This is a genomic window from Novosphingobium sp. EMRT-2, from assembly GCF_005145025.1.
Lineage (GTDB): Bacteria > Pseudomonadota > Alphaproteobacteria > Sphingomonadales > Sphingomonadaceae > Novosphingobium.
The window spans coordinates 154,485-167,580 of sequence record NZ_CP039695.1; the positions used below are offsets into that span (position 1 = coordinate 154,485).

A 13,096-nucleotide genomic window follows, 5' to 3' on the forward strand; every position below is an offset into this window, starting at 1 on the left:
GGGCGCTGTTGTTATATGCGATGAGACGGGGTTAAGCGCGTGGCCGAAGGCAAGGTCGATCCGGTTCACCAGTTCACTATCGAGCCGCTTTTCGGCACCGATCACTGGAGCATCGCGGGTTACAACATCGCTTTCACCAATTCGGCGCTGTGGATGGCGATCACGGCCATCGTGCTGCTGGTGTTCGTTGGCGGTGGCGCCAAGCGCCAGCTCGTTCCGGGCCGCTGGCAGATGGCGGTGGAAGGGCTGACCGGCTTCGTCGACAACCTGCTGAAGTCCAATATTGGCCCCGCCGGCCGCAAGTATCTGCCCTACGTCTTCTCGCTGTTCACCTTCATCCTGTTCGCCAACCTGCTGGGCCTGCTGCCGCTGGCGCTGGTCGGCCTGCACCCGTTCACCGCCACCAGCCACTTCACGGTGACGGGCGTCCTGGCGATCCTGAGCTTCTCGATCGTGCTGATCGTCGGCTTCGCCAAGCATGGTCTGCACTTCTTCTCTCTGTTCGTGCCGCACGGTACGCCGGTCCTGATGATCCCGATCATTTTCCCGATCGAGCTGATCTCGTTCATGGTGCGTCCGTTCTCGCTCGGCCTGCGTCTCTTCGTCGCGATGATGGCCGGGCACGTGCTGCTCGAAGTGCTGTCGGGCTTCGTCATTTCGGGCACCAACGCCGGTGCGCTGACCTTCGGCATCGCCGCGCTGCCCAGCTTCCTGCTGATGATCGGCATCTGCGCTCTGGAACTGCTGGTCGCGGGCATCCAGGCTTATGTGTTTGCCCTGCTGACCTGCGTTTATCTGAACGACGCGGAAAACCTGCACTGAGTTTCGAAGTTTCGTGCCGGGCCTTTGCCCGGTTGTTTTGCCGAATATTTTAGGCGCAACTTTTCCACTACGGATCTGAAAGAGGGAGTTTTTATCATGGACGCACAGAGCGCGAAGCTTCTCGGCGCTGGTCTTGCCGCCATCGGTGCGGGCCTTGCCTCGCTGGGCGTGGGCAACGTCTTCGCCAAGTTCCTCGAAGGCGCGCTGCGCAACCCCGGCGCCGCTGACGGCCAGCAGGGCCGCCTGTTCATCGGCTTCGCCGCCGCGGAACTTCTCGGCCTGCTTTCGTTCGTCGTTGCCATGATCCTGATCTTCGTCGCCTGATCGCGGCGACGTCAGTCATAACGAACGAATGTTGATGGAACGACCGGGGTTCGCCCCGGTCGTATGATGCGCGGACCGACCGATGCCTCAAATCGCACAGCTTGCCACCACCTATGCCAGCCAGGTCTTCTGGCTGCTGGTGTTCTTCGGCCTGATCTTCTTCGTCATCGGCCGCGGCATGGTGCCCAAGGTCATGGCGACCGTCGACCAGCGCGACAAGCAGATCGCCGATGACCTTTCCGCCGCCGAGGCTGCAAGGGCTGCCGCCGACGCCGAGGAAGAGGCGTGGCGCGTGCAGGAAAACAAGCAGCGCGCCGAAGCGCAGGCGCTGATCGCTAAGGCCAAGGCCGAAGCCGCCAGCTCCACGCAGGCCAGCCTCGATGTCGCTTCCGGCAAGATCGAGCAGACGGTTTCGGCCGCCGAAGCCCGCATCGCCACCGCGCGCGACGCTGCGCTGACCGAGATCGAAGGCGTTGCCGCATCGGCCGCGCAAGACATCGTCAGCCGCCTTGCCGGCCTTTCGGTTTCGGCCGAACAGGCGCAGGGCGCGGTGAAGGGAGTGCTGGCCAATGGCTAATGCAGAAGCCGCGCACGGCGAACTGACTGCCGGCGTCGAACAGCCGCATGGCGAGGCGCATGGCGAAGAGCCGACCGTTGCCGGACTGGGTGCGGGCTGGTTCGTGGCGCTGGCCATGTTCGTGTTCCTTCTCATCCTCGTGTGGAAGAAGGTGCCGGGCCTGATCGTTGGCGGTCTCGACAAGCAGATCATCGCCATCCGCAAGCAGCTCGACGAAGCCAAGGCGCTGCGCGCCGAAGCCGAAGCGCTGCGCGCCGAATATTCGGCCAAGATCGCCAACGCCGAAAAGGACGCGGCCTCCATGCTGGAGCATGCCCGTCATGAAGCAGCGGCGATCGTTGCCAAGGCGGAAGCCGATACGCGCGATGTCATCGCCCGGCGCGAGAAGATGGCGGCTGACAAGATCGCCGCCGCCGAACGCGCCGCGGTGGAGGATCTGCGCGCCAAGGCCGCTTCCGCCGCCGCCGCCGCCGCCGGCCAGCTCATCGCCGGCCATCATGGCGCGGACGCTGACAAGGCACTGGTGAACAGCGCGATCGCGGGACTTGCCACGCACTGAGAGCCCTGGCCATTCAAAGGCCTCGCTTGAAAAAGGCCCCTTCCGCGATCGGCGGAAGGGGCCTTTTCCGTTCAATGATCATTTCCGGACGGGCCGCGTAAGGTTTTCCGTCTGGTAGAAGCGCGTGATCGCCGCGGGAGAACGCAGCGCGATCACCGGTCGGGACATTTCTTCCAGCATCGCGGCATAGCGTTTGCGGTTCGCAGGGGTGGTCACGGCAATGTGGTGGATCATTTCCCATTTGATACTGTCTCGGCCGCCCTCCAGCGCCCCGATCCGTCCATCGCGCTGGAACAGCGTGCGCCGGAAGTAGCGCAGAAGGCTGGTGGTCGTCGGCACGTCCGGCAGGATAACGCCGGTTGCGCGGGCCAGCCTTTGCGGCATGCAGATCGAATAGTTGCCGTCCATGACCCAGCGTTCTTTCATGATTTCGCGATCATGCAGCGCCATGAATTCGTCGCGGGGGCGGGGGCACCAATCGGTGCCGGGAAGGTGGTAAAACGTATCCAGGTGAATCACGTCCAAGCCGAGCGCGGCTCCGATGGCGGCCGCAAGCGTGGACTTGCCACTGTTCGATGGTCCCAGAATACATATGCGCGGACCAAGGCTTTGCAGGCTGGGCAAGACCACGGGCCTGCTCCGATCTCAGGCCCGCGTCGAACCGCGCACGATCAGCCGCACCGGCACGCGCCGGGCGGAGCCTTCCTCGCCATTGATCATCGCCAGCAGGCGATCGACCAGCAGCGTGCCGGCGGTCTGGAAATCGGGTTCGATCGTGGTGAGCGGGGGTGAGGACCAGGCGCCGGCACGGATGCCGTCGAACCCCACCACGCCCACGTCTTCGGGCACACACACGCCGCGCGCGGTCAGTTCCTTGAGCGCGCCCAGCGCCATCTCGTCGCACACTGCGAAGATGCCGTCGAACGCCGCGCCGGATTCGACCAGCCGGGCGGCGGCGCGGCGGCCCTGTTCCTCGCGCGGGAGGCCGCTTTCGATATGTTCGAGGCGCGGTTCCAGCCCGGCATTGTCCATCGCCTCGGCATAGCCTTCGTAGCGTTCGATGAACTGCCGCTGCGGCGAGGTAAGCGAACCGATGCAGACGATGCGGGTATAATCGCGCACCAGCATGTGGCGCGTCGCCAGCGTGGCGCCCGAAAGGTTATCGCTGCGCACCCATGCGAAATCATCGCGCGGCGCGCCCCAGCAGACCCAGTGCGTTCCTTCCGGCAGCTGGCCGAAATAATCCCACGCGGCGGCGTTGGAGGTGGTGCCGATCACAATCAGGCCATCCGCCTTGCGCCGTTCCTGATAGTGGCCCCAGAAGTTGTCCGGCCCGTCCTGGAAGGACACCAGCACTTCATAGCCGCGCGCCGAAGCGGCGGCGCAGGCGCTGCCCAGCAGCGAATAGTAGAATGGATTGATGTCCTTCCGGTCCTGCCCCGGTCGGCAGATCAGCACGATCGCCAGCGTCCCCGTGCGGCCCCGGCGCAGGCGCGCGGCGTTCTCGTCCACCTGGTAGTTCAGCTTGCGCGCGGCTTCGGCCACGCGCAGCCGCGTCGGTTCGCTGATCGAGGGATCGCCCGCCAGCGCGCGGCTGACCGTGGACTGGCTGACCCCGGCCGCTTCGGCGACGTCGAAGGACGTGACGCGCGGCGGACGTTTCGCGGTTCCGGTCATCGTCTGTATGCCCCTTGTCTGCCGTCCGTCAGCGGAACGTGTCTTTCGCGGTCCGCAGCGCCGCAAACGTCGCCACCGCATCTCCGCCGCCCCAGCGGGCCTGCATGGCGGGATCGTCCGCGCGCAGGAAGGGGTTGGTCGCGAGTTCCCGGTCGAGCCGCGCGGGCACGGTAGGCAAGCCATCGGCGCGGAGGCGTTCGATCTCGGCGGCGTAAACGCGCAGCGCAGCGTTGTCCGGATCGGCATGGAGCGCGAAGCGGGCATTGGAGGCGGTATATTCATGGGCGCAGCAGATTGCCGTTTCGGGCGGCAGCGTCTTCAGGCGCGAGAGACTGTCCCAGAATTGTGGCGCCGTCCCCTCGAACATCCGCCCGCAGCCGAGCGCGAACAGGGAATCGCCGACGAAGGCGGTCTGCGCGCCGGGCACGTAATAGGCCACATGGCCCAGGGTGTGGCCGCCCACGTCGATGACCGAAGCCTCCCACGCGCCGAGGCGCACCACGTCGCCCTGGCCAACCGTGCGATCGACGCCGGCGATCTTCGCCGCATCGCCCGCCGGCGCGGTGATCGTACAGCCGGTCGCGGCCTTGATCGCCTCGTTGCCGCCGGCATGGTCGGGATGCCAGTGCGTGTTCCATATCTGGGTGATCGTCCAGCCCCGCGCCGCCGCCTCGCGCAGATAGACGTCGGCTTCCGGCGTATCGATGCACACCGTCTCGCCGCTGGCGGGATCGTGCAGCAGATAGCCGTAATTGTCTGACAGGCAGGGAAACTGGTGAATCTGGAGGGGCATCATCTCTCACTCGCGGTCGCGGGGCGTCGGGAACCCTAGCCTTTGCCGCCGGACAAAGCAAAAGCCCGCCCGGATCGCTCCGGACGGGCCTTTGGGTTGCTTGCGTCGAAGCGTGGCTTAGCCGCGGTTCTTCAGCGCTTCGCCGAGGATGTCGCCGAGCGAGGCGCCCGAATCCGACGAACCGTACTGTTCCACCGCTTCCTTCTCTTCGGCCAGCTGGCGGGCCTTGACCGAGAAGTTCGGCTTCTTCGAACGATCGAAGCCGGTGACCATGGCATCGAGCTTCTGGCCGACCTGGAAGCGATCCGGACGCTGTTCGTCGCGGTCGCGGCCGAGGTCCGAACGCTTGATGAAGCCGGTCGAGCCGTCTTCGCCAGCCTGCACTTCGAGGCCGCCATCGCGGACTTCCAGAACGGTGACGGTGACGACTTCGCCACGACGCAGCGAACCGGTGTTGCCGCCGGTGGCCGGAGCGCCCTTTTCAAGCTGCTTCATGCCCAGGCTGATGCGTTCCTTCTCGACATCGACGTCGAGAACCACGGCCGAAACCTGCTCGCCCTTGCGGTGCAGCGCCAGCGCGTCTTCGCCCGAGATGCCCCAGGCGATGTCCGACATGTGAACCATGCCGTCCACGTCGCCATCGAGGCCGATGAACAGACCGAACTCGGTCGCGTTCTTGACTTCGCCTTCCACGGTCGAACCGACCGGGTGCTTTTCGGCAAAGGCTTCCCACGGGTTCTGCTGGGCCTGCTTGAGGCCGAGCGAGATGCGGCGCTTGTCGCTGTCGACTTCCAGCACCATGACGTCGACTTCCTGGCTCGTCGAAACGATCTTGCCGGGGTGGACGTTCTTCTTGGTCCACGACATTTCCGAAACGTGGACCAGGCCTTCGATGCCCGCTTCCAGTTCCACGAACGCGCCGTATTCGGTGATGTTGGTGACCGTGCCGCGCAGCTTCGCGCCGACCGGGTACTTGGCGGCAACGCCATCCCACGGATCGCTTTCAAGCTGCTTCATGCCCAGGCTGATGCGCTGCGTATCCTGGTTGATGCGGATGATCTGGACGCGCACGGTATCGCCGATGGCGATCACTTCGCTGGGGTGGTTGACGCGCTTGTAGCTCATGTCGGTGACATGGAGCAGGCCGTCGATGCCGCCGAGGTCCACGAACGCACCGTAATCGGTGATGTTCTTGACCACGCCGTCGATGATCTGGCCTTCCTTCAGGTTCTGGATCAGGCCCGAACGCTGTTCAGCGCGGGTTTCTTCCAGAACGGCGCGGCGCGAGACGACGATATTGCCGCGGCGGCGGTCCATCTTGAGGATCTGGAACGGCTGCGGCACGTCCATCAGCGGGGTGACGTCGCGCACGGGGCGGATGTCGACCTGGCTGCCGGGCAGGAAGGCCACGGCGCCGTCAAGATCGACGGTGAAGCCGCCCTTCACGCGGCCGAAGATCACGCCTTCAACGCGCTTGCCTTCGCCGAATTCGGATTCGAGTTTGTCCCACGCGGCTTCGCGGCGGGCGCGGTCGCGCGACAGCATGGCTTCGCCGTCGGCGTTTTCGACGCGGTCGACATAGACTTCGACTTCGTCACCGACCTTCAGGCCATGGGCCTGGCCGGGGGCGGCGAATTCGCGCAGCGCGACGCGGCCTTCGCTCTTGAGGCCGACGTCGATAACGGCCTTGTCGTTTTCGATCGCGGTGACGGTGCCCTTGACGACGCGGCCTTCAAAGCCGCCATTGCCGGCAGCGCCGAGCGATTCGTCGAGCAGCGCGGCGAAATCGTCGCGCGTGGGAGTTGCCGTAGAGGCCATTCAGTTACGTCCTAATCTTACGGTTTTTCCGGCCAGGCGGTTGAGTCCGCCGGTCTTTCACACCGGAGCATATCCGGGGCTAAGGGCCGAACCGTCCCCCGGACCGGATGCCGCGGGGAACATTCCAAAAGCGCTTGCGAACCATTGGAACGGTCGCGCGCCTAGACCAATCGCTGTGGAAAAGCAAGCATAACGGGGATCGTCGGAGGCATGGCCGGCGGGCTGACGTGCCTGCGGCGAGCCCTGTCGCGCGAGTAGAGCATCGGCGCGCTCCATGTAATCGCGGTCATAGACTAAAGTCTTATGTTTTTATCGGTGCAATTGCCATCGCGATAATGGCAATCGGGATGGGCTGGCAATTTGACGAGAAAAGGTCTTGGGGTTGTCCCAGATCAAAGCCCGCCGTGTTGCGAGTGCTAACAGGCCGGCATTGGCATGGAATGATCCCAAGGAGATCCCCTGATGACTGGAACGACATTGCCCGGACTTGCGGAAACGACCGAAATGACCACGCGCGATGGCGTGGTGCTGTCGATCCGGCCCGCCTTTGCCGAGGACGAACCGGCGCTGGAAGAATTCTTCGACAAGGTAAGCGACGAGGACCGCCGCTTCCGCTTCCTGTCCGCACAGAAGCACGTCGGGCATGAAAAGCTCGAACTGCTGACCCATGTCGATCACTGGAAGACCGAAAGCTTCCTTGGCTTCGACAAGACGACCGGCGAACTCGTCGCTTCGGCGCTGCTCGCCTGCGATGCGCAGATGGATGGCGGCGAAGTGGCCGTGTCGATCCGTGAGGACTATCGCGGGCGCGGCGTGGCGTGGACGATCCTCGACCATGTCGGCCAGGAAGCGCGCCGCCGTGGCCTGAAGCGTGTGATCTCGATCGAGGACCGCGCCAACCATGCCGCGATCGAACTGGAACGCGAACGCGGCTACAGCGCGCACGCCGTCGATGGCGATCCGCATCTGGTCCTGCTGGAAAAGCGGTTCGACTGACGGCGCGTGTCAGGATCAAGTAAGGAGCCCACGGGGCGCACCGGGGCCAGGAAACCGGAAGCGCGGGATGCGCTTTCGGCTTCCGCCGTGTTGGGGCGGTGGTGATTGTGAGGCTCTGCTGGTGCTAGGATGATGGTCGTCGTCAGCAAGCTTAGCAAATGGGAAGGTTTTGATAGCGCTTGCGGTAGGGCGATTTGCCTTCCCCTAGAAGGTCCAGGCACTCCGCGCTTTGGTTTGCTGTGAAGAACTTTCCACCGATGATTACGCCGATATAGCGCCATGCATCGGAGGCGGTGTCCCGCTCGTCATATCGGTTGCCGGAAAGCGCTTCTGGCGCCCCGTCTGGGTGTAGCGCGAAAAACACATCGCTACCGCCCTTTTCCATAACGACGAGTTGGTGCTTTGGTGTGAGGTAGATATTGCTGCGTTGATGGTCGTTAGCCGCAAACATGGTGTCCGTTGCACTACCGTCTTTATTTCGAACGGTAACTATCCACTCCTTGCCGGAATGCAGCCGGACGTTAACCGAATTCAGGCCGTCAGGCAGAAGCACGAACTCGCGCTTCTGACACATCCCAAGGGAAAGAACGGCGACCGCTAGGAGAATGAGGGATAACCCGGCTATGAATTTCCTCATGGGGCAGTGTGTAACCGAAAAGCCGGCGTCAGCAAGACGAGGCTGAACGGAAATGGCAGCGCGATGCAACAGCAAGCCGGTCTCTGCTCGTTACCCCAGCCTTTCCAAAATCCCCTGCGCGAACTGGCTCAGCGTGTCGTCGCGCGCGCCCATGATCACGACGCGGTCGCCGGGGCGGGCGATTTCCACGATGCGGTCGGCGCAGGCTTCGCGCGCGGGCACGTATTCGGCGTGGCCGCCGTGCGCGCCGATCAGGTGGACGATGCGTTGGCTGCCCTGCGAACGGTCCACGGTGCCGCCGAAATAGACCGGATCGCACAGGATCGGCACGTCGTCGGGGCCGAGCCGGGTGGCGAGCACTTCGGCCAGTTCGGCGCCCATCTGGCGCAGCGGGCCATAGCCGTGGGGCTGGAAGAAGGCGATCACGCGGCCGGGGTGGGCTTTCAGCGTCGCCAGCGTGGCGGCGACCTTTTCCGGGTTGTGGCCGAAGTCATCGATTACGGTAACCCCGGACGTACTGGTGCCAACGATGTCAAAGCGGCGGGCGAGCCCCGCGAAGGTGGCGAGCGCGGCGACGGCCCGCGCCACGGGCACGCCAGCCGCCGTGGCGCCGGCGATCGCCGCCAGCGCGTTGGCCAGGTTGTGCCGGCCGGGCAGCGCCAGCGCCAGCGCATGCCGTTCGCCGGTGCGGCGGTCGATCACGGTCGCGGCGATGCCGGTGGCGGATTCGTCAACGCTATCGGCCGCCACCCCGATCGCCGCGCTTTCGGCAAAGCCGAAGGTGATCGCGTCGCGCGCGCGGGGGAGCAGCGCGCGGCTTTCGGTATCGTCGGCATTGACCACCGCCCGGTCCGCGCGGGCGAGGAAATCGCCGAACAGCGCGCGCAGTTCCTCCAGGCTCTTGTGATCGAGGCTGACGTTGTTGAGCACCGCGACGGTGGGGCGGTAGAGCGCGATCGAACCGTCGCTTTCATCCACTTCGGACACGAACAGATCGCCCCCGCCCACGCGCGCGCTGGCGAAGGGCGCGTCCGGCGTGCGGAAGTTCTTCATCACCGCGCCGTTCATGATCGTGGGATCGGCGCCGGTTTCGGTCAGAACCCAGCCGAGCATGCCCGTGACGGTGGACTTGCCACTGGTGCCGCCGACCGCGATGCGCGTTCCCGTGGCGTTGAACAGCGTGGCGAGCAGGTCCGCCCGGCTCATCCGCGCGCAGCCCAGCGCCTTGGCGCGGACCACCTCGGGCACCGTGTCTTCCACCGCAGCTGACGCGACCAGCACCTGATCGGGCCGGGCGATGCCGCTGCCGTCCTGCGGGAACAGGGTGAAGCCCAGGCTTTCGAGCCAGCCGAATTTCTCGGGCGTGCGCCCCTGATCGCGGCCCCGGTCCGATCCGGCAACGTCCGCGCCCAACCCCTTGAGGATCAGAGCCAGCGGCAACATGCCCGATCCGCCGATGCCGCAGAAGAACCAGGGATGCGAGGTGAGCGAGGGGCCGGGGGCGGGAATGGTGGCTGTCATGCCCTGCTGGGTATGCCGCCTTGACCCGCAACTCAACACCGTCATTCCCCACTTCGCCCGAAGGACGAAACGGGCTAGGGCAGGGCGATGCCCTCGCTGCCCGATCGCCCGATGACACAGATTGCCATTTGCGCGCCGTCCACGCCGTTCACGCGCGAGGATGCGGCGCGCGTTTCCGCGCTGGCGCGGGCGGAGTTTCCCGCGCTTGCTCTGCACTTCCACGATCAGTGCTTCGCCAGCGAAGGTCACTTTGCCGGGCCGGATGCGCTGCGGCTGCGCGCGCTGCTCGAATGCGCCAACGATCCGGCGTTCGATGCGGTGTGGTTCGTGCGCGGCGGCTATGGCGCGAACCGCATTGCGGCCGAGGCGGTGGCGGGCATGGACGACGCGGCGCGGGGCAAGGCTTTCGTCGGCTATTCGGACGGCGGCACGCTGCTGGGCGCGCTCTATCGCGCAAGAATCGGCCATCCGGTCCACGCGCCGATGCCCACCGACATCCGCCGCGCCGGGGGCGAAGCGGCGGTGCGCCGCACGCTGGGCTGGTTCGCGGGATCGGACGCGGGGCTGGAGCCCTCCTTGGGCGAAGCGCCCGCCGTGGCGTTCAACCTGATGACCCTGGCGATGATCGCGGGCACGCCGCTGATGCCCGACATTGCCGGGCATGTGGTGATGGTTGAGGAAGTGGCGGAGCATCACTATGCGGTTGATCGCCTGCTGTTCCACGTTACCGCCCTGCTCGCGCCGATGGGCATTGCCGGGCTGCGGCTCGGCCGGGTGAGCGACGTGCCTGAAAACGACCGTCCGTTCGGCGCCGAACCCGAAGAAATGGCGCGGTACTGGTGCCAAAAGGCCGGCATCCCCTTCCTGGGCGCGGCGGCGATCGGCCATGACATCGATAATAGGATCGTGCCGTTCGGGCTTGCCCCCGGCGAGCCACGGCAATAGGGCGCGCGCCCGAAGCACTTCGAGACGCGCAGGAGCGGAGACAGGATATGAGAGCTTTCGTTTTCCCGGGGCAGGGCAGCCAGAAGGTCGGCATGGGTGTCGAACTGGCCGAAGCCAGCACAATCGCGCGCGAAGTGTTCGAGGAAGTGGACGACGCGCTGGGGCAGAAGCTGTTCCAGATCATGCGGGAAGGCCCCGAAGACGCGCTGACCCTGACCGAGAACGCCCAGCCCGCGATCATGGCCAATGCCATCGCCGTGCTGCGCGTGCTGGAAAAGGAAGGCGGCATCGCGCTGGCCGACAAGGCGGACTTCGTCGCGGGGCACAGCCTGGGCGAATATACCGCGCTCTGCGCCGCGGGGGCCTTCAGCCTGGCCGACACCGCGCGCCTGCTCAAACTGCGCGGGCGTTCGATGCAGGCGGCCGTGCCGGTGGGCGTGGGCGCGATGGCCGCGCTGCTGGGCGCCGACATCGAGAAGGCGACCGCGCTGGCCGAAGCGGCGGCCGAAGGAGAGGTCTGCACCGTCGCCAACGACAACGATCCGACGCAGGTGGTCCTTTCGGGCCACAAGGGCGCGATCGACCGGGCCGTGGCGCTGGTCAAGGAACACGGCATCAAGCGCGGCGTGCTGCTGCCGGTGTCCGCGCCGTTCCATTGCCCGCTGATGCAGCCCGCCGGCGACGCCATGGCCGAGGCACTGGACAAGACCCCGCCCGCCGCGCTGCGCGTGGCCCTGTTCGCCAATGTCACCGCGGCCATGGTCACCGACCCTGCCGACGTGAAGCGCCTGCTGGTGGAACAGGTCACGGGCCGCGTGCGCTGGCGCGAGAGCGCGATCGCGATGAAGGACGCGGGCGTCGAACAGTTCGTGGAACTGGGCGGCAAGGTGCTAGGACCGATGATCAACCGCACGGTGGCGGACGTTTCGGTCACCAGCGTGATCGGCATGGCCGACATCGAGGCGCTGGCGAAGGATTTGTAAGGGATTTCGGTTCGCTGAAATCTCCGCGCCTCTGCGCAAACAAACACAATGGAGCAATCGATGGAACACCGCCTTTTCGATCTTACCGGCATGACCGCCCTCGTTACCGGCGCGGCCGGCGGCATCGGGTCGGCGATCTGTCATGCGCTGGCGCGGCAGGGCGCGCGGCTGGCGCTGTCGGGCACCAATCCCGGCAAGCTGCGCGCATTCCGCGAGGAACTGAATGCGGCTTACGGGCACGATCACGTCGAGATCACCTGCGATCTTTCGAACACCGAACAGGTGGAGCATCTGGTGCCAGCCGCGCTCGATACGCTCGGCAAGCTGGACATTCTGGTCAACAACGCCGGCATCACGCGCGACAACCTGGCCATGCGGATGAAGGACGAGGAATGGGACGCGGTGATCCGCGTCAACCTGGAAGCTGCGTTTCGCCTGATGCGCGCCTCGGCCAAGCCGATGATGAAGGCGCGCTTCGGCCGGATCGTCACGATCACCAGCGTCGTCGGCGCCACCGGCAATCCGGGGCAGGTGAACTATGCCGCCGCCAAGGCCGGGCTAGTCGGCATGTCGAAGTCGCTGGGGCAGGAACTCGCCAGCCGCAACATTACCGTCAACTGCGTGGCGCCCGGCTTCATCCGCACCGCGATGACCGACGTACTGCCCGATGCGCAGAAGGACGCGCTCAACGCCCGCATCCCGATGGGCCGCATGGGTGAGGGCAGCGACATCGGCGCGGCGGTGGCCTATCTCGCATCGAAGGAAGCGGGCTACGTCACCGGTCAGACGCTCCACGTCAACGGCGGCATGGCGATGCTTTCCTGATCGCGATGCGTCTGTCGTTTCCGGAATTGCTGACCCGCGCCGCCGTCTTGCTGGCGGTACTGTCGGCGCTGGCGGGCGTGCCGGCGCAAGCCCGTTCGCCCGAGGCGCTGGCCTGCGCGGTGCAGCGTGCGCCGGCCGGGCTGGACGCGCGCCTTGCCGATGCGATGCTGGCGCAACAGTCCGACGGGCCGGCGCTGCGCGATCTGCAGAACGTGGTCGATCGCTGCGGCGACGATCAGTTCATGGACGATGCGGCGCGCAAGGCCTACTTTTCCTATGCCATGGGGCGCATGGCGCGCGACGTGCTGGGAGACCGGCTCCAGGCCGCCGGCGTGCCCCATGCGCTGATCGACGACGCGCTGGACATCGGCCCCGGCAAGGCCAACAATCCGGCCGAGCAGATCACGCAGGGCGATCTGCGGCGGATCACCATCGCGATGACGGATGCGGGGATCAACCCGGCCTCGGTCACGCCGCAGGCTTGGGCGCTGATCAACGCCTATATCTCGGCCACGGCGGCGATGTTCGACGGGCAACGCAAGCTCGAATAGTTACCGCAACCTTGCTCTTCCCCAAGGTTTTGCGCCATTTATGCACAGCTTCCGCCCGAACGGGGCAT

15 protein-coding genes are annotated in these 13,096 nt (G+C 65.6%); 9 read left to right on the plus strand and 6 right to left on the minus strand.

The window, feature by feature from the left end; translation table 11 throughout:
• Positions 1-39 precede the first annotated feature (39 nt).
• From FA702_RS00825 to FA702_RS00840, 4 genes are all read left to right on the plus strand, one after another.
• Positions 40-822: a F0F1 ATP synthase subunit A gene (locus FA702_RS00825; RefSeq protein ID WP_124807292.1), complete on the plus strand. Its 783-nt coding sequence runs from the start codon at positions 40-42 to the stop codon at positions 820-822.
• A gap of 96 nt (positions 823-918) precedes the next feature.
• Positions 919-1,146, plus strand: a complete 228-nt coding sequence (locus FA702_RS00830) for a F0F1 ATP synthase subunit C (RefSeq protein ID WP_022677864.1) — start codon at positions 919-921, stop codon at positions 1,144-1,146.
• A gap of 82 nt (positions 1,147-1,228) precedes the next feature.
• Entirely contained in the window at positions 1,229-1,723 is a 495-nt protein-coding gene (locus tag FA702_RS00835) for an ATPase (protein ID WP_136954617.1), read from the plus strand.
• Positions 1,716-2,282, plus strand: coding sequence for a hypothetical protein (locus FA702_RS00840; RefSeq protein WP_136954618.1), 567 nt, complete (start codon positions 1,716-1,718; stop codon positions 2,280-2,282). Before FA702_RS00835 ends, FA702_RS00840 begins: the two co-directional genes overlap by 8 nt.
• Before the next feature lie 78 nt (positions 2,283-2,360).
• Here FA702_RS00840 and FA702_RS00845 read toward each other — a convergent pair whose 3' ends face one another.
• The 4 genes from FA702_RS00845 to rpsA all read right to left on the minus strand — a co-directional run bounded on the left by FA702_RS00845 (position 2,361) and on the right by rpsA (position 6,570).
• On the minus strand, positions 2,361-2,912 hold the full coding sequence (locus FA702_RS00845) for an AAA family ATPase (protein WP_255504655.1): 552 nt from the start codon (positions 2,910-2,912) through the stop codon (positions 2,361-2,363).
• Positions 2,913-2,927: 15 nt separating this feature from the next.
• Positions 2,928-3,959, minus strand: coding sequence for a LacI family DNA-binding transcriptional regulator (locus FA702_RS00850; protein ID WP_136954619.1), 1,032 nt, complete (start codon positions 3,957-3,959; stop codon positions 2,928-2,930).
• Between the two features lie 28 nt (positions 3,960-3,987).
• Positions 3,988-4,752 (minus strand): hydroxyacylglutathione hydrolase, encoded by a 765-nt coding sequence (gloB, locus tag FA702_RS00855; RefSeq protein ID WP_136957186.1) that lies wholly within the window; start codon positions 4,750-4,752, stop codon positions 3,988-3,990.
• Positions 4,753-4,869: 117 nt separating this feature from the next.
• The gene (gene rpsA / locus FA702_RS00860) at positions 4,870-6,570 is read right to left on the minus strand and encodes a 30S ribosomal protein S1 (protein WP_136954620.1); all 1,701 of its coding nucleotides are present in this window, start codon (positions 6,568-6,570) and stop codon (positions 4,870-4,872) included.
• Positions 6,571-7,032: 462 nt separating this feature from the next.
• On the opposite strand from rpsA, the gene FA702_RS00865 reads away from it, so the two are divergent.
• Positions 7,033-7,566, plus strand: coding sequence for a GNAT family N-acetyltransferase (locus tag FA702_RS00865; protein ID WP_136954621.1), 534 nt, complete (start codon positions 7,033-7,035; stop codon positions 7,564-7,566).
• Between the two features lie 151 nt (positions 7,567-7,717).
• Here FA702_RS00865 and FA702_RS00870 read toward each other — a convergent pair whose 3' ends face one another.
• Together FA702_RS00870 and FA702_RS00875 are read right to left on the minus strand one after the other, a co-directional pair.
• Positions 7,718-8,119, minus strand: a complete 402-nt coding sequence (locus FA702_RS00870; RefSeq protein ID WP_136954622.1) for a hypothetical protein — start codon at positions 8,117-8,119, stop codon at positions 7,718-7,720.
• A 174-nt stretch (positions 8,120-8,293) separates the two neighbouring features.
• Complete coding sequence (locus FA702_RS00875) at positions 8,294-9,724, minus strand: Mur ligase family protein (protein WP_136954623.1); 1,431 nt, start codon at positions 9,722-9,724, stop codon at positions 8,294-8,296.
• Positions 9,725-9,835: 111 nt separating this feature from the next.
• Between FA702_RS00875 and FA702_RS00880 the strand changes: the two genes are divergently transcribed.
• Genes FA702_RS00880 through FA702_RS00895 form a run of 4 tightly spaced genes read left to right on the plus strand, consistent with a single transcriptional unit; the run spans position 9,836 to position 13,028 of the window.
• Positions 9,836-10,669, plus strand: a complete 834-nt coding sequence (locus tag FA702_RS00880) for an LD-carboxypeptidase (protein ID WP_136957187.1) — start codon at positions 9,836-9,838, stop codon at positions 10,667-10,669.
• A 47-nt stretch (positions 10,670-10,716) separates the two neighbouring features.
• Entirely contained in the window at positions 10,717-11,652 is a 936-nt protein-coding gene (fabD, locus tag FA702_RS00885) for an ACP S-malonyltransferase (RefSeq protein WP_136954624.1), read from the plus strand.
• A gap of 60 nt (positions 11,653-11,712) precedes the next feature.
• The gene (gene fabG / locus FA702_RS00890; protein ID WP_136954625.1) at positions 11,713-12,477 is read left to right on the plus strand and encodes a 3-oxoacyl-[acyl-carrier-protein] reductase; all 765 of its coding nucleotides are present in this window, start codon (positions 11,713-11,715) and stop codon (positions 12,475-12,477) included.
• Positions 12,478-12,482: 5 nt separating this feature from the next.
• Positions 12,483-13,028: a hypothetical protein gene (locus tag FA702_RS00895; RefSeq protein ID WP_136954626.1), complete on the plus strand. Its 546-nt coding sequence runs from the start codon at positions 12,483-12,485 to the stop codon at positions 13,026-13,028.
• Positions 13,029-13,096: the final 68 nt, after the last annotated feature.

Excerpts from the sequence above, each read along its gene's own strand:
- FA702_RS00895 (WP_136954626.1), top strand. The coding sequence starts at position 12,483 with ATGCGTCTGTCGTTTCCGGAATTGCTGACCCGCGCCGCCGTCTTGCTG.
- FA702_RS00840 (WP_136954618.1), top strand. The coding sequence starts at position 1,716 with ATGGCTAATGCAGAAGCCGCGCACGGCGAACTGACTGCCGGCGTCGAA.
- FA702_RS00835 (WP_136954617.1), top strand. The coding sequence starts at position 1,229 with ATGCCTCAAATCGCACAGCTTGCCACCACCTATGCCAGCCAGGTCTTC.
- fabG (WP_136954625.1), top strand. The coding sequence starts at position 11,713 with ATGGAACACCGCCTTTTCGATCTTACCGGCATGACCGCCCTCGTTACC.
- FA702_RS00865 (WP_136954621.1), top strand. The coding sequence starts at position 7,033 with ATGACTGGAACGACATTGCCCGGACTTGCGGAAACGACCGAAATGACC.
- rpsA (WP_136954620.1), bottom strand. The coding sequence starts at position 6,570 with ATGGCCTCTACGGCAACTCCCACGCGCGACGATTTCGCCGCGCTGCTC.
- FA702_RS00880 (WP_136957187.1), top strand. The coding sequence starts at position 9,836 with ATGACACAGATTGCCATTTGCGCGCCGTCCACGCCGTTCACGCGCGAG.
- fabD (WP_136954624.1), top strand. The coding sequence starts at position 10,717 with ATGAGAGCTTTCGTTTTCCCGGGGCAGGGCAGCCAGAAGGTCGGCATG.
- gloB (WP_136957186.1), bottom strand. The coding sequence starts at position 4,752 with ATGCCCCTCCAGATTCACCAGTTTCCCTGCCTGTCAGACAATTACGGC.
- FA702_RS00850 (WP_136954619.1), bottom strand. The coding sequence starts at position 3,959 with ATGACCGGAACCGCGAAACGTCCGCCGCGCGTCACGTCCTTCGACGTC.
- FA702_RS00830 (WP_022677864.1), top strand. The coding sequence starts at position 919 with ATGGACGCACAGAGCGCGAAGCTTCTCGGCGCTGGTCTTGCCGCCATC.
- FA702_RS00875 (WP_136954623.1), bottom strand. The coding sequence starts at position 9,724 with ATGACAGCCACCATTCCCGCCCCCGGCCCCTCGCTCACCTCGCATCCC.